A 22,416-nucleotide genomic window follows, 5' to 3' on the forward strand; every position below is an offset into this window, starting at 1 on the left:
TTTGGTGCATTTTTCGGTACTATTGGGATAATATTCTCACGTGACTATCTCGGCGCAGTATGGTTAGGTATCGTTGGATTGTCTTTGGGGATAGGATTGGGGTTACTAACAAGAAGAACCCTGACAAAAAGAGCGACGGAAACGACAGATAGATAAAAGAGAAAGTGTTATTCAATCTCGCCGCCGCTAACATGTGCTCGGCTTTTTTGAATTCTTTTCGATAACATTCAGCCTTTTATGGAAGTGGGTTGCCGACATGTCGATTTTTTCAAGGAATATGAGGATCGGATGTAGCAGCCTACAAGGAATATAACAATGGATTATTGGAGTATAGTCTTTGAGCGGTTAGATTTATTCGCGCAGGGAGCTTCATTTACTCTCCTGTATTACTTGGTGCCGTATGGTTAGGCATTGTCGGAGCGTTTGTGGGCATAGGTGTGGGGATATTGATTCGTGCGGTTCTGATAAGAAAACGTTTTGATGACGAATAGGAATAACATAAACCATTGAAAAGTATTCTATCCTTAACAAGGAACATTTGTTGAATATTTTTCAGTGTTGGCCACTTGTCAAAAGTGGCTTTTTTCATGGGGGTAATTATAAGACAAATCAAAGACGAAAACCCTGTTATTAATCGTTTCAGTTATCCAGTAGTCTATACATTCGTAGAGCAATAATAAAATGTATTTAATCGGATATGTTGGACAAATTAAACATTAAAAGAAACCTATGAAGTTCGTGCATAAATGGTAATGAAGACTGATACTGAAATCAAACAGGTTTAACAAATCAACCTCAAATAAGCAAACTGGATGGGCTATTAAAGAAATCATCGAATAACTCATCAAGGCAAGAATTACTTAGGTGACAAGCGGAACTCTTATAGAAGAAATATTGTTAGGAGGCATTAAATTGGATTTTAAACAATATTGGAATCAAATCCATGAGAAACAGGAAGAGGTAAATTCGCTGATAAGTTCTTATTGGAGTAGTTTTTCGAATATGTGGCATTGGCAATTTTGGGTAGTTACTTTCTTGTTGATTGTACCCCTTTTATTGCTTTTCTTTACAGTAGATCGAAAGAGAATTTTTGAAATATTTTTCTTTGGATACACAGTACATATGCTCTGGACGTACATTGATATTGCACTCTCAAGAAATGGTTACTTCACTCACAAATACTTTCTAACACCTTTATTACCGAATGCGTTAAATATGACCGCATCGGTACTTCCAGTTGGTTTTTTGCTTTTGTATCAATACTGTACCAATAAGAATAAAAATTTCTATTTGTACACCATATTGTTAAGTGCAGTGTTTGCATTTGGTTTCGCAACAATTGAAAAGTATATAGGGTTTGTTGAATTTAGAATAGGAACGACCCAATTTCACTTATTTATTATCGACGTTGGAATAGCATATATTGCGTGCTGGGTTACTAAGTTACTTCTAAAAGTAAGAGGCAAGAACAATAATTGGAACCGTGAATTAAACTTAAACAATCCTTTTAAAAAGAAGGCGCGATAAAAAGTGCATCAAGGTCGCGAGGGGCATGGACGACTAACGAAAAACGATAATTGAAAACTTACTCACTTAAGCCACTTGCCAAGTGGCTTTTTTCATGGATAATTATACAAAACAAGCCCAAAAAGCTTGTAATATATCGTTGCAGTATCCAGTAGTCTATACATTCGTGGAGCAATGAGAATTTTTTATGGTCTATTTGGGGAATACCACCATGAAAGGGAACTATGTAGGGGTGTATGTATGGGAGTTATTATGGGGGGCATTATTGTTGGACTAATAGCTTTTTTTATTCTGTTTCTCATATTCATGTTGAATTTCGGGATTTTACCTAGAGACATTAAAGAACTATGGGTAGAACTTGGGAGTTTCGGTTTATCCAGAAATATTAAAATAATGTTAGTTATTGGGATATTGATTGCTTTATTTCTGGTGTGGATGCTATACAACTTTTTGTCTGGTAAACTCACAGGCTAACGTTTTTTCTTTAACTAACTAATACTTAAAAGGTACTATTGAGTTCAAAAATAGGGATTACGCTAACTGGCAGATTTCTTCAATAAGCTCAAACAATATGTGTGGTACTATTAAGGTGAACAACTACCGCATAAAGACAGAATTTCGCAGAACAAGAACTAAGAAGAAAGTGAAATATATGAAGATACCGCCATAGAACGGAGCGTGATTATTTGTCAAGAGGGCTGATTATCTTTATAAATGACTTCATTCCCAAACAAGAAGTGCTAGACTTTGTGAAAGTTTCTTTGAATGGTTATGTTATCTGGGAAAATGACTTGAAAAAAGCAGAAGCAGTTATGGAAAAGGATGAAGGCACAATTTGGATTAAATATGGTTTCGATTTCGAATGGTGGAAAGAAGAAATAGAAACTTTAAAAATCCGATTTGAATTTGATGTAAAGACCTATATACGGATTGAAATAGGTAGTGCTGATGAATCTGATGAATTAGCTAGAGATTTTTGCCTCTCATTTATGAATCGTTATAGTCGCTCTTATTTACATGACTTTAGGAAAGATTTTTTTCTTAATTATACTGAGGTATCTCAGATAAAACTAAATGAAGAGGGCAGTTGGGAATTGTTTTTAAGATAGTTGGAATCGAATACTGCCGTCATCATGCACCACTTAACCGCACTACGCCATTGAGCTAACGGATACGATTGCTTCATAACAAAGATAAAAACGGCTACCGATGATAAACTCGGTGGCCTTTTTTGTGAACGGGCATGTTAGTTAAAATAAGAAGTGATATACAAGGTTAATATCATTCGGTAAAATTTAATAAAAAAAGTTAAAGGAATGAGGAGAGTTTGAAATGGTTGAATTAAAATATTTTGAGCGTTCGGATTTTCAGCAACTTATTAATTGGATTGATTCTCCAGAGTTTTTACTACAATGGGGAGGTCCTAATTTTTGTTTCCCTTTAACGGAAGAACAATTAGAGAGTTATCTTATTGATGCAAATAAGGAAAACTCTAATACTTTAATTTATGGTGTTTTACATAAGGAAACAGGAAAAGTAATCGGACATATATCATTAGGTAAAATTGACAAGAAAAATAAATCAGCCAGAGTAGGAAAAGTGTTAGTTGGAGATAAAAAGGTAAGGGGAAAAGGAATTGGTCAAGTAATGATGAAAGAAATCCTTAAAGTTGCATTTAATGAACTTAGATTACATAGAGTTAGTCTTGGTGTATTTGATTTTAACGCATCAGCAATTGCTTGTTATGAAAAGGCGGGATTTGTAAAAGAGGGATTACATAGAGACTCAAGGAAAAATGGAAACGAATACTGGAGTTTATGGGAAATGAGCATTTTAGAGAATGAATGGATAGAACCAAAAAAAGGTTAACCTTATTGAACTATCGGGAAACGATAGTCGAACACCGAAAGGGCTACCGCGAGGTAGCCCTTCGTTACACTAAAGGGCAGGTTTCAGCAACAAATATATGTATAAACGCGTCATTTATTTGGGGATTATTGTTAAAAAGGAGTGTAGATTGATGAGTAAAATAAATATTAATAAAATCACTTCATATTTTGGATTTCTTGCTTCAGCTATTACAATATTTTTGTTTATTATCATTAGGATTCAAAATGGGTCAGACTTAGGAGGTCTTCCAGCAATTTTGATTCCTATGGGCTTACTGTCAATAATCTCATCAGTCACTCAGAAGGCATTTTTTATGTATATTAGTTTGCTTCTGAGTTTGCCTCTAGTTTCCTTATGGAAGCCGAACATGGGAAGTTTGGGACTTCTTGCGATAATTCCTATGTTTATTTTAATTGCGGCATTATTAATGACTTTTGAATCTGTTCGATTTAGAATGCAAAGATCACAATAAATATTTCTGATAAAATCGTTCAACTAACGGCAGAACGTTACTTCAATAAAATTCGCTGACTTGTTGCACAGTCGGATGACGGTAATCGATAGTTTAAAATTGAATATAAGATTAAACCCTCCTATTTCTAGCAAAACTAGAGTTAACAAAACTTGGGAGGGTTTTTATTATGAATTTGAAGGATCTGTGGATGCTGTACGAAGCTGATAAACGTATTTTGGGATTTAGTTCGCACACAATGAAAGCATACGCTTTACAATTAAAAATGTTAGTTCTTGATCTTGGTGATCTTGAACTAGAGGAAATATCTCTAGTCTTACTTAAAGACTATTTGGCTAGGGTATCAGAGAGATTAAAACCTAGTAGTTTAGGCCATCGAATTCGATTTGTGCGTTCCCTTTTCCGTTTTGCATTTGAAGAAGGACATCTCACGCGGAATCCGTCTATTAAGTTGAGAGAACCAAAGATGGACAAACGAATTCCGAAATTTCTGATTGAAGAGGACGTAATTCATCTTAAGATTACCTGTCGATCTCATAGAGAGCACGCATTATTAGAGTTTCTATATTGCACAGGATGCCGCGTTGGAGAAGTTCAGAAAATAAACCTTGAAGATATCAACTGGGAAAACTGTTCTGCTATTGTAAATGGTAAGGGATCCAAACAAAGAGAGGTTTATTTTACTACGGAGTGTAAGGTTTGGCTTAAGAGGTACATGGAAAGCAGAAATGATACTTGTAAAGCATTGTTTGTCATCGAAACGAATCCTGTCCGTCGATTGTCGATTCCAACGATACGTTGGTCTTTGAAAAAGCTTGCTAAACGTGGTGATATTACTGCGAATGTATATCCACACCGATTCCGTCATACTTATGCCTGCCAATTGTTAGATAACGGTGCACCTTTAGAATTTATTCAGGGGATGCTCGGACATGAGAAAGCATCTACAACTCAAATTTACGCCCAACTGCGCGGTGAGCGTAGGAGAGAATTATATCGTCGTTATTTTTAAGCCTAATAAATGTATTGTCTTTACTCAAGACAAAGAGGGCGACGATTAGCTCAATGCTATAATGATAGACTACTGTTATATGTTATTTAATTATTACATTGAATTGATACGTATTTCGAGCGAACCATGAGTCTCCGACTCTCACGAAATCCTTGCAATATTCGCGAATAATTCCAGCATTGTCGAGCATTTCATCTTTGCTTACAACAACATATACTTGTGATAATGCTGCGGCGAATAGTTCTATATCGGTAGACAACGTTTTATTCATTACTAAAGACCCTCCAGAATGTATCCATCATTGAACAATCTATAAATGGTGTCTCTTTATTATCTATTTAGATTAGAACATATATAGAAAAAAATGTAAATAACAAATGAATTATCTAATTAACTACATAGAAGTCTTTGAATATCATATCTGATTTATTATTTGGAAGCATAAGTTTGCCGTGGTAAATTGGAAGCATAAGCATTCCAAAACGGCAAACTTATGGGTTAAGTTACAATTTCCCCTGTAAAATTATGAATTCATCAAGGTGGCCCATCATAGCAGCAAAACATTTTACGATGCTTCGTGTCCACAACCTCAGCAAGTTTAATAATCAAGAAGAGGATTTGGTTTCTTGGTATCACTCGAGAATATTGGAAAAATTATGATAGCACAACAAATGCCCTTATCAGAAAGAATAAAGAGAAGAAATTGAATAGAAGTTAAAATACGGGCCACATTTGGTACCGTGTTTTTTATTTCAGGTCTAACTTAAGTAAATAATGGCAAAACTAATTCTAAGTAATTCTGGAACAAGGGTGGTTTTGTATATGGTTCAACTTTCAGCTCGTCGGATCAGGCCAACTCGAGGAAGAAACTATCGAAGTAAAATTAGTAGATCTAAAAGTCTTAGAATTATTCACACGGAAAGCTTACTTGAAAGGGATTATGTTCGAATAGCAAATTTCGATAGCAAGGTATCGAAAATATCATTCCAGCCAATAGGGATAAGATTTCATTATAAAGGCAGGAGAAGAAGGTATTTTCCTGATTTCCTGATTGTAACTAGGGATGGGCAATGCTACCTAATCGAGGTTAAATTGACTAAATTTGTGAATACAAATCTAAATAAGGCTAAATTCGAAGCAGCAAGACTATTATGCTTAGAAAAAGGTTGGATTTTTCAAGTTATTACCGAGGAACAAATTCGCATCGGTTATCTTCAAAGTAATTTGAAGTTGTTGCTTGAAGTAAAAGCACACAAAACAACGCCAGCTGTAACTGAATATATAAAGACAGTTCTAAAATGTTATGGTCCTCTAACTGTTGCGGAATTGCTAAAGCAATGCGAAATAGTTGAAGCATCTATGATGATGCTAAATCTAAATAAACTTATTTATGCTCATGAAGTTATGGCAGAAGTAGTTAAAGAGCGGCTTTCACAAAAATCTTATGTATGGGTTGTTTAGGGGATGAGAAGATGGCTAGAAATAAGTTTTCATCAGGAACTCAATTTATAATGGATGGCATTGAATATGTCATTATACGGAAAGAAAAACAAGACCTGATTGTTGAATTAATACAATATAAGCAACGAAAAACCTACTCTATTTATGAATTGGAAGTTGCTTTTTATGAGGAACGATTAACATTTAGAGATACTGGAGAACGTGCCAATAAAATAAAGATGGATGTTGAATTTACAGATGATGAAAAAACTGAGATCGATATGAAGCTTGAAGTTCTTCATCCGGTGATTAAAGGTTATTTCCATAAGATTAAATTGGATGAGTATTTACAAACATTAAAGGATGAGAAAAATATTGTTGTAAGTAAAGCGAGTTTCTATAACTGGAAGAAATTATGGGAGCAATATGGTGATGCAAGGTATTTGTTAAAGAGAAAACCTGGGCCTAACCAAAGAAGAACCTTAGGTGAGGTCATAGAATCCCTGGAAAGAATAATGGGAGAGAAACTATATTCAGGCGAAGAAGTTAGATACAGAGACATTCATCGTGAGTATAAAGGTAGTATAAATAATATTAATAAGATGAGAGATGAAGATGATAAAGCAATTATAAGATCTGTTCAAACGATTTGGCGAATTGTTAAAGAAAAGCGTGACTATTATCGACAACAAAAAGCAAGAGATGGTGTTGTAGCAGCTAAGCTTGAAAGAGACGGTTCCAAGCCTATGGTCGAAAGACCAACCCGTCCTCTCGAACGAGTTGAACTGGATTGGACACCGATCGATCTATTTATGGTTGATCCAAAAACAATGGATAGAAAAAAAGCTTGGTTAGTTTACGCAATTGATGTGTTTTCTGGAAATCCTTTAGGTTTTTATATAACATTTGATACGCCTGATTCGTTTGCAATCAGACAATGTTTGCTTCATTGTTTTTTACCTAAGGTGTATCTCAAGAAGTTATACCCCGACGTAATCAATGAATGGACCGCGTATGGAATTCCTAAAGAACTTGTTATTGATAATGCTTCATCGAACAATTCATATAACATTGAAGAAATATGTGAGAATTTTGGTATGGATCTTTTATTTCCAGAAGTTGCAGCTGGTCACAAAAAAGGAACAGTCGAGAGAGGGCAAAAGACGTTTAATGATATTGTGCATACTTTAAAGGGGACAACTTTTTCTAATATGTTTAAGAGAAAAATGTATGACTCCAAAGGGAAAGCCTGTATTACATTGCAAGCTTTTTACTATATAGCCCACATTATATTTGTTGATATTATCTCTCACAACTGGAGTCACAGCCGAATAGGCGGGACGCCACACCAAATTTGGGAAAGAGCTTTTGCAGAAGATCCTAGCTTAATTAAGGAATTACCTTTTACAAAAAAAGAAATCAAACTAGCCCTTTGTGGTGGAAGCAAAAAGAGAAAAATTCAATCAGAAGGAGTTACTCTCTCAGAAACATGGTTTTGGAGTGAAGAGTTAATGCAGCTTAAGAACAAAATGAAACAAGAAGGTGATGAAGATTTAGAAGTATTGGTTAGGTTTGATTTTGCTGATGTCAAAAAGGTATATGTACAAAATCCATATGATTACAGTTATATTGAAGCTGAAATTGATCCGAATAGAATTAATGAGTATGAGAAGCATTATGATTTGGAGCCTTCACTTCCAATACCTTATCAGCAAATAAAAACAATTTGTTTATCAGAAGGACGAAAACGACGTGAATTTGATGATACACATATTATTCAAGCAATGGTAAATATACACTCGATCGAACAGCAGCAAGATAAAGATAAACGTAGAGGCTACACGCAAACTCTTCAAGCAGAAGCCAGTATTGTAGAGGGTCTTGCGCTAGGGTCTTTTGATTATGGAAAGTTAGGAGCACCAGAAGAACCGGAGACTTTTCGTTATGTAGGTCAACTAACGGAGGAAGAACTTAGAGTGAAAAAAGGAAAAGATGCAAAAGATGCAAATCAAGCTAAAGAGGTTGTAGAAGAAGCCAAAAAAGGAAACGAGTCTACTATGGTAAGTACTGCCGAAGTAAATGCCAAGCCAAAGGGAAAAGTACACAATGAAGCTCAAAGGCACCAAGATATCGATGATGATCTGCCAACATATGAGACTTCAAGGTTAGCGTAGGAGGGGAAAAAGTGGACGGAAATAAAGAATATAAGCGCCTTAATGGAATGAAAATAGATGAGAAGGACCTCAAAGAAAGGTTATTTGATATTGAAAATATTGTTGTCCATCATAAGAGATTTACGGATCTATACAATATGATACATGACTGCCATCACTTAAATGATGGGCTAGTCATCTTGGGGGATACAGGAGCAGGGAAATCAACATTATTTAAAACGTATGAATTAGCTTACCCAAGGCAGAAGAAAACACGAATAAGGAATGGTCATACAATTAGGTACGAATCTGTTCCTGTACTTAGAGTGGAATTAGCTGCCAATTCATCTCCTTTAAACGTAGCGTCAAAAATGTTGGAGAGTTTAGGTGAGCCATTTTATAACAAAGGATCTGAAAAAGTACTAACAGGAATGCTTAAACATCAAATTGAAGACTCTGAAGTTGGAGTGGTATTCATCGATGAGGCCCAGCATATTGTCGCATCAGATACTCAAAAAGTGATATATAAGGCTGCAGACTGGATAAAACAATTTGTTAATGATGTTAAGATACCAATTGTTTTTGGTGGAATTAAGGAAAAAGCGAAGAGAATTTTTGCAGCTAATGAACAGCTAGATGAAAGATTCCCTAATAAACAAGAGTTTAATGTATTTCCGTATTCTAATCCTGATGAACAAAAAGAATTTCGTGGATACCTTAAAGGCATCGAGGCAAAGCTGCCATTTGTAGATCGAGGCAGTTCGAAAATTTTTGATCCATATCTTGCTGAAAAAATTTACTATGCAAGTTTGGGTACGCCCAGGACAATCTATCACTTACTTAGGCATGCTTCCTCAAAAGCATTGAAAGCTGGAAGTGACATGTTAGAAGAGAAGCATTTATTTGAAGGTTTTGACTTGTTATCTTTTGAAACAAGACCGAAAGTGATTAATCCTTTTGATGGGAAAGTGTTTAAGTTAAGTGTTGCATTGGAAAAAGAAAATCTAAAAAAGTCTTAGTGGAATACATTAAGAATTATTATTGGTTTGGGAGATAAGTGATTTAAAGTGTCTAGTCTAAAAAATCAATTGTTTATTTATGAGGATGAGTCGATTGAGGGATACATGTTTAGAGCTGCATGTAGTAACTATGTTACTATAGATATAATAAACGACCATATTTCACTTTATTTCAAAAAAGGCGTAGGTGATTTGAAAAGAGCTTTGCTTCTTTTAAATGAAGAGAATGAACACTTCTATGCTAGGAATTCAATCTACTTTATTTACCGTTCTGGTTTACATCAAAATAATTCACGAATACAGAATCTTAGCAAATTTTGTCCAATTTGTTTGAGTGAAAAATCATATCACCGGATTCACTGGATGATTGCTCCAATCATTGTTTGCAATAAACATAATTTAATATTATTAAATCACTGTGATGGATGCTTCCAAATCACAAATTTTAAGGATATTACGATTAATCAATGTAGCAAATGCAAAAAAGAACTTTCAATGTGTGAAAATAAATATATCAACTTATCTAACAGTGATTCTTCAATGATTATGTTTGATGATATTCGCAACGAAGGGGTAGTTTGGAATGGCTTAGTTGTTACTGATTATTATTTAGTACTTAAACGACTAAGATGGTTCTTAAACTATCACTCGAATGGGGAAATTGGTTTTGCTGATCTAACATATGATGAAGGAAAAGATAAAAAAAGCTGGTTTATAGGTGATGAAAATTATTTTCGATGGAATATATTGAAATCATATGAGTTGACAGATGATTGGCCCAATAATCTATTGAAAACTTACAGCACAAATGAGCTTGAATTTCTCACAGGTTACAGTCTTGTTATTGATAATATTAACTATTTCTTTAATGATTTTATTAAAAAGATCAAAAACATACTTTAAGTTTATAACGTATTGGGCAGGGACTCTAAATGAAAGATTAAAATGTATAGTAAGGAGAATTAGAGCAAAATACTAAGTGTGCAATCCTCTTCTACTGATGGAAAAGTTACATAGACATAAAGCCAACATTGTTAAGTCAAATTTCGAGCTGTTTTAATTATATAAAACTATTGTTCGTTTTATCCTTGTCCTTATATTACCAGAAAAGGTATAATAGATAGTGAAATAAGCCCAGTCCATTTTTGGTAGCTGTGCTTTGTTATAGCGAATTTATGAAGGTGCAGGATCTCCTACAATCCTACATCAGTAAAAATGGAGCTTTGAATTTTATTCGATAATTATTCATTCTGCCCATTTTGTACAACTCCTGCTTTTCGCTAAAAAAATATTTGGGGGTATGAATTCTGCGTTCACAAAGTTGTTACAAAATCCTCTCCATTGATGGTGGAGGAATAAAAGGACTGTACTCAGCAACAGTTCTTCAGAAGATGGAAGAAAGGTATGGACCGCTTCACGAACACTTTAATCTCATATGCGGAACTTCTACTGGTGGGATCATCGCACTGGCATTGGCATCCGGTATACCCATGAGTAAAGTTGTCGAATTTTACAAAGATTCGGGTCCTAAGATCTTTCCGTACCAAAGGAAATGGAAGCGAGCACTTCATTGGCTAAAGCAGCTAATCTGGAAATCGAAGTATTCAGATGAACAGCTTCGTGTGGCTTTAGAAGGCGTATTCGGTGACAAAAGGATAGAGGATTGCAAGACACATGTCCTTATTCCAACCGTAAACATCACGACCGGGGAGCCGTGCATCTTCAAATCAGACCATGTCCCACAATTAACAAGGGATAAAAAGCGGCTGCTTACTGAAGTGGCTCTTGCTACCTCAGCCGCGCCGACTTATTTCCCTATCGTTGAATTGCAAATGCAAAATGGCAGAGAACAATTCGTCGATGGTGGATTAGTTGCAAACAATCCTGCATTGTATGGTATCCAAGAATATTTAAGGTATTACAAAAACGATAGCCGCTATAACGATTATAGCCTGCTCTCTATTTCTTCTATTAACGAAGCCGTCAAATTTCCTAATCTCATTGAGAACAAACGGAGATCATTTGTAAGTTGGGGCGATAAATTAATTTCCCTGATGATAGATTCTCAAAGCGCGGCTGTGCACCATCACATTGAGCATCTACGCTCGCATTCCGGTGGCAGTTATGTGCGGATCCCAAGTATGGCTCTCACAGTGGATGAAAAGAAAAAAATTGCCCTTGATATGGCTAGCCCCAAATCGCTTTCGATTTTAATCGAAAAGGGAATTCAGGCAAGTGAGCAATGGATTGAAAAAGAGGATGTAAAAGCGTTTTTCACAACAATTACCAAGGAGGAATCGGCTTAAATGTCAAACTGCCATGATCTGTTTACTAATTTTCATAATGAAATTTATCTAGATTCGACCCAAAAAGAAAGTCTTCGGACATCCCGAAATGAAATTCGCAAGAAAATCAAAAAGTATTTTAAGGAGGAGCTCGGGCTAGCCGAACCTAAGTTTTACGGTCAGGGCTCCTATATGATGAATACGACCGTCACTCCAATCGATGGGGAATACGATGTCGATGACGGGATTTATTTAGAGCATCTAAAGGATATGGAAGAAAAGGACTGGGCTACGCCAGCAACCGTGCACAGCTGGATTGTTAAGGCGACGAAAGGACATACTTCAACGGATCCTGTGGATAAAAATACATGCGTTCGGGTTATCTTTAAAGCCAAATACCATGTCGACCTGCCGATTTATGTGAAGAAAACGGATGAACATCCAAAACTTGCGCACAAGTCAAAAGGTTGGATTGACAGCGACCCTAAGGAACTTACTAAATGGTTCAACGATGAAGTGAAGGAAAAAGGGAACCAGCTCAAACGACTCGTTCGATATCTAAAGGCGTGGAAGGATAATAAAGAAGGAGATACTAAATTGCCGAGTGGAATGTTTTTAACCATATTGGCTGCAAATCACTTTGTAGCCGATCACCCGGATGAGGATGATGCCGCACTTGCAGCCACAGCCAAAGCTATACACAATGCACTCTCCGACTCTTTCTCCCTAACAAGACCGGTGTTTCCAAGTGAAGAGTTGATGTCGGATTGGTCGGACACAAGACGGGATAACTTTTTAAATAAGCTGGCAAATCTAGTTAAAAAAGCTGAGGAAGCGCTAGAAGAATCAGATAAAACTAAAGCTTCGAAAAAGTGGATTGATGTATTCGGGGACCGCTTCCCGGAACATGAAACTACGGAAGCCGCGAAGTCGGAAACAAATTCTGTTGTAATAGCGTCAGCGCCACCGGTGCTCGGTAACCATGGACGATCAGCGTAATTTGAGTGTGTATTACGATGGAGTGCTGCAAACTGCGGCGCTCCATCTTATTGATAAACACCAAGCGGTTGAAGTGCAATACCCGGGTCCTGATAAAGAGGGCATTTCTAAGTCGTTTCAAATCAGATGCCAAGACCAAGATGCGATTTTTGAAATCATACTTGCTATACCTTATAACTTTCCCGATGTTTTTCCGACTGTATTCGTACCCGATCCATATTTTTCTAGGCTTTATCCTATACCACATTTGGATAAACGCAAGGTACTATGCACGTTTGATGCCGAGGTCGCTCATCCCAATATAAGTAATCCGCATGGTATTTTGGATGAAGTTATTCAAAAAGCATTTATTCTATTGAAAAAAGGAAAATCAGGCGAAAATTCGTTGGATTACCTTGATGAGTTTGAATCTTATTGGATTCAGGAGGCAAATAGTGAGATACTTTCGCTACTTTCAATAAGCCCTGAGACTAGAGAAATACATCTTATTTCTTTTACTCATCCAAATTGGAGCGTCACTAAATTAGTTGCTGATACAAGAATGGAAGGGGAAACTTGGCTGGTTCAAGCTGGGGCAACAGTTGATCCGACACGCAAGAAGGCGTTTTATTTACCTCTCGAATCAATTGGTCTGCCACCATTCCCAACAAAAAACGGTGAATTTTTAAAACGGCTAAAGACTGTAAGCGGTGATGCAGTAAAGCCTCTGTTAGAATTTCTTAATAAAGATACAAGACCATCTACGATCGTGTTTTCAATGCCGTATAAAGATGGTCATATTATCGGCGCATGGGAGCACGCTAATGCGCAGCAATATAAAACATCTCACTATAAAAGAAAAGGAAAGGTACAAAAAGGGCTCAAAGGTTTTCGCCGATGGAAGCGTAATGCATTACTTGAATTGCAGCGCGACTTTCGTGATCTGGGTGTCAAAAAACAGCTAGTCACTCGCGTGGACAAAATGAGACTCTTCACACGTGGTGGTGACGGAGAGATTTCTTCTAGCCAAAGAATCGGAATCATTGGTTGTGGATCCATTGGCAGTCATATCACCAAGTCTCTCGTTGATTTTGGCATAGACCAGCTGCTTTTAATCGATAAAGAAAAGCTGACGTTTGGAAACGTCGCACGGCATCTATGCGGTGCCAATGATGTGGGGAACTACAAGGTTCGCAGTGTACATCAAAAGCTAGCATCTCATTTCCCACATTTAGAAGTAACGACATATGAGTATGATGTGCTTAGGTTACTCCGTGACTACGAATCGGTTTTAAACCGATGTGATTTTTCTATTGTCGCTCTGGGTCACTTTCCGACGGAGCTACGCCTCAACCGGCTGCAAAAAGACGGTATCATTAATAAGCCTTTACTCTATGTCTGGGTAGAACCGTATTTAGCGGGGGCGCATGCCGTATATGTGGATCCTTCCTATATCGGGTGTTTGCATTGTGTATTTGATGAACAGCATGCATTTCTAAAAAGCGTGCTAGCAGAGCCAGGGTTATATTCAAAGCGTGAAGCGGGATGTCAAAGCACATTTGTGCCCTACGGAATAGTAGAAGTGAAACGATTTATCTTGGATTTGACGTTTTTTATAGAAGATATTCAGTATGGTAAGATGAAGGAAAACGTCTTATTCACTTGGCTCGGTAATTTAACGCTGCAAAAAGAAAAAGGTAGAAAAATAGCTGGAAGATGGGCTGTAGCGGAAAATTATTCAGTACGGAGATTTCCGCTTGCCAACTTTGCGCGATGTGAGGAATGCAATAGTAATGTTATATAAATTTGGCGATAAATCGCTCATCTTCACGCCTGATGTCATAAAAACATTTAACTCTTATCGTCAGATCAAGCCTCACCAACATGAATCTGGCGGCATTTTGCTGGGCAGAATTTATGAACATGAGAAAATAGTCATCGAACAAATAAGCACCCCGACATCCGAGGATAAATCGGGGCGCTATTTTTTTGAGCGAAGCGTGAAAAAAGCGCAGCGAATTGTCAATCAAGCTTGGTGGGAGTCGGGAGGAGAAATCAGGTATCTTGGTGAATGGCATACTCACCCTGAAGCAACTCCAACGCCGTCATCGGTGGATCGTGAACTTTTAAAAGGTATGTTAAACGATACTAAGATGGAGATCGATTTTTTGTTTCTCGTCATCGTTGGCATACGTGACTTTTATGTGGCTTCACAACATAAAGGTAGGAAGCTCACACAACTTTAAATGGAATTTATAATACTAAAATAGAAAATGAAAAACTATTAAATATATGTTAGAAGTGGGTAAGTATAATATTTAGTTTTGGCGAATGTCAAAGGCAACATTAGAGATATTAGGAATGAGGCACAGTTTTGAAATGGATAAAAATATGATTAATAAAACCATAAGAATTTCAGCGTATTTATCAATTATTATTTTCTTGATTTTTTATTTAACCGAGTCTAATAATGTTAATTACTTAGCAATTATTAGCAAATCGGTCTCCATTGTAACATTATTCTGGTTATTTTATTTTAAATATGGTTGGAAAATCATTATTCTTAAAAAAATATTTGATATCCCCAATTTAAATGGGACATGGACAGGAACATTACAAAGTGACTGGAGAGATGAATCTGGAAATGGAGTTGGTGCTTTAGAGTTCTACATTGTAATAAAACAAAATTTCTTGAATTTTCACATAAAAACATTTACAGAAAATTATGCAGGGAAATCATACATAGAGAAAATCGATTTCAATGAAAAAGAGGGAGAGGTTAATTTAGCATATTTTTATTGTGCAGATATTATTAGTACTGAAGAAGATACAAGACAAGGGGTTGTAGAACTTCGTGTATTGAATGAAACGTTAGGACTAAGTGGGAAATATTGGACTAGAAATAAAACCTGTGGAACTATACATGTAACATTTAATCAAAAAAAACATTTTTCAACCTATGAAGTTATTAAAAGAATGTGTAGAGGTGATAAATAACATGTTTAGGTACTATATTAGATTAGATGCGGACAATATTGGTGACAGAATAGAATATCACTTATTATGTGGTGATTTAGAAAATGCAAAGGAAGTTCATATGAAAGTCCAAAACAGTATGATTATTTTAAAAGATGTTATTAAAGAGAATGGAGATTTTGAATTATTGATGAATGGGTGCGATGACTTTTTCATAGGTACAAAAGTAAGTGACCTGACCAAAATAAGAGAGTTTACCGATGTTCTCAGAAATAAGTTTAATTTATTAACAAACGAAACAATAAGTGCTGGAATAGGGAGTTCTATAACAGAGGCAATAATTAATTTAATGAAGGCAAAAGCAGCAGGTAAAAATAGAATTATCGAATAATTTTCGGTAAAATAACTTGGTAAGTTAATACTTGGGAATAGAGAATTGTTACACAAGTTAAAATAGATTCGTGGTCCTAGCCTGTGGTAAACAACTTTTTAAGACTTATACATGATTAAAAACTTGATTGTATATTTGTGCATACGCTCCAAATTAGCTAAATATTTTTTTCTAATGAATTCTGGAACAAACAGCGTTATAAGACACGATTCACTTCAAATTCTAAGGAATTCTGAAACAACAAAAACGGAGCGCCGCGGGTTTGCGGGCTCCGTTTTCTAATTAATTATGGAATATCACATTTTTTTTTTTTTTTTTTTAAAAAAATTTTATTATTCATTATAACTTGGAGGGATTAAACAAATCCTCAGAAATTGAAACAATTGTTTTGAACTAAATAAACGCTAAGGAGTACCAGGTAACCAGAAGATTGGTTTCGTTTTTCAAAGCTTCAACTTGCTGCCGAGATTAAGTGCCTATGAGAATGTAGAGTTGCCTTTGATTTATCGGGAAATGAGTAAAAAGGAAAGAGAGCCACTCGTTTTGTATGCACTGGAATCGGTGGATTTATTGGATCGCAGGAATCACTTTCCATCGGAGTTATCCGGCGGACAGCAGCAGCGTGTTGCTATTGCGAGAACGTTGGCAGGAGATCCTCAGATCATTTTGGCGGATGAGCCTACGGGAGCATTAGATTCGAAGACGGGTGTGGAGATCTTAAACATTTTAAAGAGATTAAATGCACAAGGTCGGACGATTATTTTGATTACGCATGACTCATTGATTGCCCAACAGGCGAAGCGGATTGTGCAGTTTTGGGATGGGCGATTAAATGAAGTCGTTTAGTGTTAATAAGACCGGAACTCCAAATAGGGGGTTCCGGTTTATTTTATTTTCAATGAATGATTCGTGGTTTCAGAGAAAATAGTGAAGATATTTAGCTATTCCAACGAGCACTTACATTACTATAAAGGAGCCATTCCTGTAATGAAGTAATTTGAGCCTTTGAAAGAAAAAAAGCGCCTCTAGTATACTGGGAAACGTTCCGGCAAGAACTAAACCCACATACGAAAAGAGGCACTTATTATGAAGCATAAGATGAAACAGAAACAAAATGGTTGTGGTGCAAGAATATTAATGGATAGCAAATATCGAGAAATTGTGATTTAACTATGCGACTATACCAAATATTATATTGAGCCATTCAACAGCAGATAGGACAGACGAATTGATCTTCTAACCATCACTGAAGTACGTGGTGATGTGAATGTGGCAAATGACTGACGTTTATTGTGTTGCTGACCACATTAATCTATGCTATATTTATGTGGCTGGCAACTAAATGTGGTTGTTAGGACTGAATTCCAATTAGAATCATGAAGGAGCGGACAGTTATGATTAATATATTACAATCTCATCAAAGTCCAACAATGGGAAGAGGCGGCCCCTTTCAAATTAGACGTATGAGACCAGGCAAGGTATATGGGGTACCGGCATTTGATCCTGCTTTCGGGCCGCTTAGCGTTATTGATCATGCCACTCTTAGAGCAAATAACATGGTCCCTATGCATGAACACCTCAACGATGAAATCCTGACCTATCTTATCAGCGGCAAGGTCACTCATGAAGATTCAATGGGTGTTACGGAGAACATTACACGCAGACGCTTAATGTTGATGAATGCCGGAAGCGGCTTTTCCCACGAAGAAACGAATTCCGGCGAAGACCTTGAAGGTTTGCAAATTTTTGTCAGGCCTAGAGATAAGGATTTACCGCCGGGCGTTCAATTCTACGATCGTCCGGTTGATTATACCAATGGCACATGGCAGCTGGTGGCTGGACCGGAAGCTTCCGATGCCCCTCTTAAATTTCGCAATCAAGTCCTGGTGTTCGATATCCACGCGGATGCAGGAGCAGAACTTGAAGTGCCCATTGCTGAGGGAATGAGCCCCTTTGTATACGTGATGAACGGAACGGTTCAAGTGGGTAATACTACCCTTCAGAAAGGGGATGCTTTTACGGTTACAGAACTTGAAATGCCCATAATGAGAACATTAAGTCAAGCGATAATCGTCGCTTTCTTGTCGGATTTAAATGCAGCAGCCTCGAAATCAGGTACGATCAGCGGGGGGAGGTAATTATGGACCGCTTGTGGTCAAAGCCATTTTTTCTTATGACTATAGGAATGCTTTTTCTGTTTACCAGTTTTTATTTGCTGGTTCCGACACTGCCTCTTTTTATTAAACAGTTAGGCGGCAGCGAATCGCAGATTGGACTGGCCATGGGAATGTTTACGCTGTCTGCCGTTATTTTTCGTCCGATTGTCGGAGGATTGCTGGATCGGTACGGCAGGCGTCCGTTTATTGTCTGGGTCCTGCGGAACTATTCTTTCAACGGCCTGTTCCTTATCGGTACGATCCTTTCTGCCGCAGCAATGCTTTTGGCATTTACAACAAAAACGCCGTTTCAACCGAAAGCTGCCGCAGGGCGAATCGATTTTATTGAAAAATCGGTTTTATCCATCATGGCTGTGATCTTTTTTATGGCCGTCGCTTATGGCGGAATTATTACATTTTTGCCGCTCTTTGCGGAATCGGTCAAGGTTAATCCAGGCACTTTCTTTTTGGTTTACGCAGCAACGCTTACTGTAATCCGGCCGATTACGGGAAAACTTTCAGATCGCTATGGCGAGGTATTTATGGTTGTACCGGCTCTTGCGGTTACAATTGCAGCCTTGCTGGTATTAAGCTTGTCAAATGGTTTATACGGTATGATTGCTTCATCGGTTTTATTTGGAATTGGAATCGGCTCAGCACAACCAGCTCTTCAATCAGCAACCTTGAGCCTTGCACATCCTAACCGGGCAGGGGCAGCAAATGCTTCTTTCATGACCGCATTTGACCTGGGAATCGGGCTTGGCGCGATCATGCTCGGATGGGTGTCTCAATACACGGGGTATCAGGTCTTGTTCCTTGTCGCTGCCGCATCAGTAGCGATCTCCTTACTCATATTCACAGTCTTCGTGAGCCGTTTATTGAGATATCGGACGGCTAATTAGCGTATTGGCGTTAATGGTTCTCGCAATGACCGAATTAATTTTCCCCTGAAGCGATAAGATTATTCGCTTCACATTCAATTAAATGTTGCCGACCACATAAAGTTATGGTATATTTATGTTGCCGGCAATACATTATTTACGAGGAGTGTTAAAAATGAAAAAAATATGGAATCCTATTAAAATTGGACGAATGGAGCTTTCTCATCGACTAGCAATGGCGCCAATGACTCGGGGACGGGCTCTGCCTGACGGGACACCAGGCGAGTTCACCCCTCTTTATTACAAGCAGCGCGCCTCATTGGGTTTGTTAATCAGCGAAGGTACACAGCCGTCTGATGATGGGCAAGGGTATTTGTTTACTCCTGGTATTTACACAGATGCACACATTGCCGGGTGGCGTGAAGTCGCTAATCAAGTACATGATGCAGGCGGTCACCTATTCATTCAATTGATGCATGTGGGCCGTATGTCACACCCGGATAACACCCCTCATCATCGCCAGCCGGTTGCTCCTTCTGCAATCGCTCCTGCACCTGTTGTTCAAATGTATACTTTTGCAGGACTTCAGGAAATTCCAGTTCCTCGTGAGTTGAGCGTTGAAGAAATCAAAGCGACCGTCGAGGATTTTCGCAAAGCAGCTGCCGCAGCCATTCAGGCGGGTGCTGACGGAGTAGAGATTCATGGGGCGAACGGATACCTCATTCAACAATTTATTGCGGAGAATGCGAACATACGGACTGATGCATACGGAGGGTCCATTGAAAACCGCGCCCGGTTTGCCATAGAGGTGGCAAAAGCAGTGGTGGAAGAAATCGGCGCAGACCGTACAGGGTTCCGCATCTCTCCTGGCGTACCGTTGGGTGGTCTTGATGAAGGTCCGAATGGTACTGAGTTATATGAATACCTGGTATCTGAGCTGGCAAAGCTAAATTTAGCATATCTTCACATCGTACATGTCGGAAACGAAGATCTTTTGCGCAAAATCCGATCGGCATGGCCAACGGCTCTGTTGGTAAACCGTGCTGGCAGACCGCTTGAAAATATTACAATCGACATCGACGAAGGACTTGCTGATATTGCGCCTATCGGGTCTTGGGCTTTGGCTAATCCTGATTTCATTGAACGATTTAAAGCCGGTGCCTCGCTAAATGAACCGGAACGTGCTACGCTCTATGCAGGAGGCAGCCAAGGGTACACAGATTATCCGACGCTTGCTGAACAGGACAAAGCTTAAGAAAGTTGTGGATATCTATGAAACGAGAAAAGAAACTTCCCGATAATGAATTACCCGAAGTAGAGTTTGGCGCAGAGAAGCAATTTCCGATTAGCTTCTCGATTTTTGCTCTTGCGCGTTCGCATCGCGCACTGGCTTCCCAATTGATTCGCGAGACTGGCCTCTTTCCGGGACAAGAAATCATTCTCATGCAGCTGTTCCAGCAGGACGGTCAGTCGCAGAACTCCCTTGGCAGGACCTTGCGTCTGGATCACTCAACCATTGCAAAATCTGTCCGCAGGCTGGAAGAGGCGGGATTGATTACCCGCAACCGTTCAGACGAAGATGGCCGAGTTACTATTGTGTCCCTTACCGAGGCTGGTCGTGGATTTGAATCTAAAGTTCTAGAAGCTTGGAGTATACTGGAGAGAGTCACGATAGAGAACCTTTCAGAACAAGAAAAAGAACTATTAATAAATTTATCAAGAAAAGTAGCTGCTCAAATAGACACTGCTTTAAAATAATCTTTGGGAGAGATACAAATGACTGAATCCTTAATGAAAGCTATTCAAGTCGGTAAGTACGGCGGACCGGATGTTTTGAAACTCGAAGAAATTAAACGCCCTCAACCGCTTGCTGGAGAAGTTCTTGTCAAAGTTGCTTACGCTGCAGCTATTCCTCTAGACTGGAAGATCCGTAACGGTTGGCTGAAAGAGATATTTATTAAAACATTGCCTTATACTCCTGGAACAGCTGTTTCGGGTATCGTTGAAGCCGTCGGCGAAGGCGTAACCGGTTTTCAGCAAGGCGATCGCGTTTTTGGAAATGTAAATGGAGGCTACTCAGAATATGGCATTGCCCCGGCAAATGATTTGGTTCACATGCCGGAAAACTTGAACTTTGAGGATGCGGCAACTATTAAAGGCGGTGCAGAATCGGCTTGGAAGGCATTATTATCGGAAGGCGAATTAGAAGCCGGTCAAACGGTACTCATTCACGCAGCCGCTGGCGGAGTAGGACAATTTGCTGTACAGTTGGCTAAGTGGAAAGGCGCTAAGGTTATTGCTACTGCCTCAACCGCCAATCTGGATTTTGTAAAGTCATTGGGTGCGGACCTGGTCATTGATTACACGACCACACCATTTGAGGAGAAAGTCAAGGACGTAGATTTAGTCATCGAATCGGTTGGGGGAAATAACGAGGATCGATCATGGTCTGTTCTGAAACGTGGCGGAAAACTGGTCTCCTTGACGCAGCCCCCATCTGCTGAAAAGGCCGAACAGTATGGAGTCACAGCTAAGTTTAATTCGAAGTTTCCAACCTCCGAGGATTTGCAAGTCATTGCTCAATTACTTGCCAACGGAACATTAAAAGCAGAGATTGATTCAATATTTCCATTAAGCGAAACGAAGAAGGCTCATGAGAAAAGTGAATCAAGACATGGCCGAGGAAGAATTTTGCTTAAGGTTAATTCATTTTGAAGCTGCGAGGTTTGGTTTAAAAATAGAGAACTATTCAAACAAGCCCCTTTTATGGAGACCACTGCAAAAGTATTGGTTTGGAAAAAGCTAAATGCGAAACGAGCCCTAGAAGCGATTCTAGAGGCTCTTTTTTAATATGGTTTTATCATCCTTTCGAAGACAAATCTGACCACTGAGAAGAATAAACTGAAGGCCAAGATAGCCCAAGCTGAAAAGTCACTAGCGGCTGCTGAACATGAACGGTCACAGACGTACGACTATAGCCGTGTGGCTTCTTCTAAAAAATATTCCTCATGGTATAAGTGAATGGATTCAATCTTTTGAAATAAGTAACTATTATCGAAATAGAAATAAATCTAATTTTAATAATTTTAATAAACAGTTTTTCCCTTACGACGTACATTTTTTTATAAACAATAGTACAGGAACAGTAGAAAAAGATAAAATGGAGCAGGTAATTAACAAGGTATTGTACGAAGAAAAATTCAATCCAATTTATTATGAACAATAGAATATTAAGG

Annotated in this window: 23 protein-coding genes and 1 pseudogene; 23 read left to right on the forward strand and 1 reads right to left on the reverse strand. The window is 38.2% G+C overall.

The window, feature by feature from the left end; all coding sequences use genetic code 11:
- Positions 1-912: 912 nt before the first annotated feature.
- The 6 genes from QFZ80_RS06360 to QFZ80_RS06385 all read left to right on the forward strand — a co-directional run bounded on the left by QFZ80_RS06360 (position 913) and on the right by QFZ80_RS06385 (position 4,901).
- Positions 913-1,527 carry a hypothetical protein gene (locus QFZ80_RS06360; protein WP_307557854.1) on the forward strand — a complete coding sequence of 205 codons (615 nt, stop codon included), beginning with the start codon at positions 913-915 and terminating at the stop codon, positions 1,525-1,527.
- A 240-nt stretch (positions 1,528-1,767) separates the two neighbouring features.
- The gene (locus QFZ80_RS06365; protein WP_307557856.1) at positions 1,768-2,001 is read left to right on the forward strand and encodes a hypothetical protein; all 234 of its coding nucleotides are present in this window, start codon (positions 1,768-1,770) and stop codon (positions 1,999-2,001) included.
- A gap of 212 nt (positions 2,002-2,213) precedes the next feature.
- Complete coding sequence (locus QFZ80_RS06370) at positions 2,214-2,636, forward strand: hypothetical protein (protein ID WP_307557858.1); 423 nt, start codon at positions 2,214-2,216, stop codon at positions 2,634-2,636.
- Between the two features lie 223 nt (positions 2,637-2,859).
- Positions 2,860-3,396, forward strand: a complete 537-nt coding sequence (locus QFZ80_RS06375; RefSeq protein ID WP_307557861.1) for a GNAT family N-acetyltransferase — start codon at positions 2,860-2,862, stop codon at positions 3,394-3,396.
- 151 nt (positions 3,397-3,547) lie between these two features.
- Positions 3,548-3,889 (forward strand): hypothetical protein, encoded by a 342-nt coding sequence (locus tag QFZ80_RS06380; protein ID WP_307557864.1) that lies wholly within the window; start codon positions 3,548-3,550, stop codon positions 3,887-3,889.
- A 169-nt stretch (positions 3,890-4,058) separates the two neighbouring features.
- Positions 4,059-4,901, forward strand: a complete 843-nt coding sequence (locus QFZ80_RS06385; protein WP_307557866.1) for a tyrosine-type recombinase/integrase — start codon at positions 4,059-4,061, stop codon at positions 4,899-4,901.
- An 82-nt stretch (positions 4,902-4,983) separates the two neighbouring features.
- Here QFZ80_RS06385 and QFZ80_RS06390 read toward each other — a convergent pair whose 3' ends face one another.
- Positions 4,984-5,172, reverse strand: coding sequence for a hypothetical protein (locus QFZ80_RS06390; protein ID WP_307440860.1), 189 nt, complete (start codon positions 5,170-5,172; stop codon positions 4,984-4,986).
- Between the two features lie 551 nt (positions 5,173-5,723).
- Between QFZ80_RS06390 and QFZ80_RS06395 the strand changes: the two genes are divergently transcribed.
- From QFZ80_RS06395 to QFZ80_RS06475, 17 genes and pseudogenes are all read left to right on the forward strand, one after another.
- Positions 5,724-6,362, forward strand: coding sequence for a TnsA endonuclease N-terminal domain-containing protein (locus QFZ80_RS06395; RefSeq protein WP_307557868.1), 639 nt, complete (start codon positions 5,724-5,726; stop codon positions 6,360-6,362).
- An 11-nt stretch (positions 6,363-6,373) separates the two neighbouring features.
- A complete protein-coding gene (locus QFZ80_RS06400; protein ID WP_307557871.1) occupies positions 6,374-8,515 on the forward strand; it encodes a Mu transposase C-terminal domain-containing protein in 2,142 nt (713 codons plus the stop codon).
- A gap of 11 nt (positions 8,516-8,526) precedes the next feature.
- Complete coding sequence (locus QFZ80_RS06405; RefSeq protein WP_307557873.1) at positions 8,527-9,513, forward strand: TniB family NTP-binding protein; 987 nt, start codon at positions 8,527-8,529, stop codon at positions 9,511-9,513.
- Between the two features lie 48 nt (positions 9,514-9,561).
- Positions 9,562-10,416, forward strand: coding sequence for a TniQ family protein (locus QFZ80_RS06410; RefSeq protein WP_307557875.1), 855 nt, complete (start codon positions 9,562-9,564; stop codon positions 10,414-10,416).
- 428 nt (positions 10,417-10,844) lie between these two features.
- Positions 10,845-11,819: a CBASS cGAMP-activated phospholipase gene (locus tag QFZ80_RS06415; RefSeq protein ID WP_307564047.1), complete on the forward strand. Its 975-nt coding sequence runs from the start codon at positions 10,845-10,847 to the stop codon at positions 11,817-11,819.
- Complete coding sequence (locus tag QFZ80_RS06420) at positions 11,820-12,797, forward strand: CBASS cGAMP synthase (RefSeq protein WP_307557877.1); 978 nt, start codon at positions 11,820-11,822, stop codon at positions 12,795-12,797.
- Positions 12,781-14,580 (forward strand): ThiF family adenylyltransferase, encoded by a 1,800-nt coding sequence (locus QFZ80_RS06425; RefSeq protein WP_307557880.1) that lies wholly within the window; start codon positions 12,781-12,783, stop codon positions 14,578-14,580. Before QFZ80_RS06420 ends, QFZ80_RS06425 begins: the two co-directional genes overlap by 17 nt.
- Positions 14,570-15,022 carry a Mov34/MPN/PAD-1 family protein gene (locus QFZ80_RS06430; protein WP_307557882.1) on the forward strand — a complete coding sequence of 151 codons (453 nt, stop codon included), beginning with the start codon at positions 14,570-14,572 and terminating at the stop codon, positions 15,020-15,022. The genes QFZ80_RS06425 and QFZ80_RS06430 overlap by 11 nt, the downstream gene beginning before the upstream one ends.
- Before the next feature lie 133 nt (positions 15,023-15,155).
- Positions 15,156-15,773, forward strand: a complete 618-nt coding sequence (locus QFZ80_RS06435; RefSeq protein WP_307557884.1) for a Cap15 family cyclic dinucleotide receptor domain-containing protein — start codon at positions 15,156-15,158, stop codon at positions 15,771-15,773.
- A 1-nt stretch (position 15,774) separates the two neighbouring features.
- A complete protein-coding gene (locus tag QFZ80_RS06440; RefSeq protein ID WP_307557886.1) occupies positions 15,775-16,143 on the forward strand; it encodes a mCpol domain-containing protein in 369 nt (122 codons plus the stop codon).
- 420 nt (positions 16,144-16,563) lie between these two features.
- Positions 16,564-16,989: pseudogene (locus QFZ80_RS06445) on the forward strand (ABC transporter ATP-binding protein); the annotation flags it as partial.
- Between the two features lie 548 nt (positions 16,990-17,537).
- Entirely contained in the window at positions 17,538-18,281 is a 744-nt protein-coding gene (locus QFZ80_RS06450) for a pirin family protein (protein WP_307557888.1), read from the forward strand.
- Between the two features lie 2 nt (positions 18,282-18,283).
- The gene (locus tag QFZ80_RS06455) at positions 18,284-19,201 is read left to right on the forward strand and encodes an MFS transporter (RefSeq protein ID WP_307557891.1); all 918 of its coding nucleotides are present in this window, start codon (positions 18,284-18,286) and stop codon (positions 19,199-19,201) included.
- Between the two features lie 154 nt (positions 19,202-19,355).
- The gene (locus QFZ80_RS06460) at positions 19,356-20,435 is read left to right on the forward strand and encodes an alkene reductase (protein ID WP_307557893.1); all 1,080 of its coding nucleotides are present in this window, start codon (positions 19,356-19,358) and stop codon (positions 20,433-20,435) included.
- 17 nt (positions 20,436-20,452) lie between these two features.
- On the forward strand, positions 20,453-20,938 hold the full coding sequence (locus QFZ80_RS06465; protein WP_307446210.1) for a MarR family winged helix-turn-helix transcriptional regulator: 486 nt from the start codon (positions 20,453-20,455) through the stop codon (positions 20,936-20,938).
- An 18-nt stretch (positions 20,939-20,956) separates the two neighbouring features.
- Positions 20,957-21,895, forward strand: coding sequence for an NADP-dependent oxidoreductase (locus QFZ80_RS06470; RefSeq protein ID WP_307557895.1), 939 nt, complete (start codon positions 20,957-20,959; stop codon positions 21,893-21,895).
- Positions 21,896-22,130: 235 nt separating this feature from the next.
- On the forward strand, positions 22,131-22,406 hold the full coding sequence (locus QFZ80_RS06475; protein WP_307557897.1) for a hypothetical protein: 276 nt from the start codon (positions 22,131-22,133) through the stop codon (positions 22,404-22,406).
- The last annotated feature ends 10 nt before the right edge of the window (positions 22,407-22,416 follow it).

Source organism: Paenibacillus sp. V4I7 (assembly GCF_030817275.1).
Lineage (GTDB): Bacteria > Bacillota > Bacilli > Paenibacillales > NBRC-103111 > Paenibacillus_E.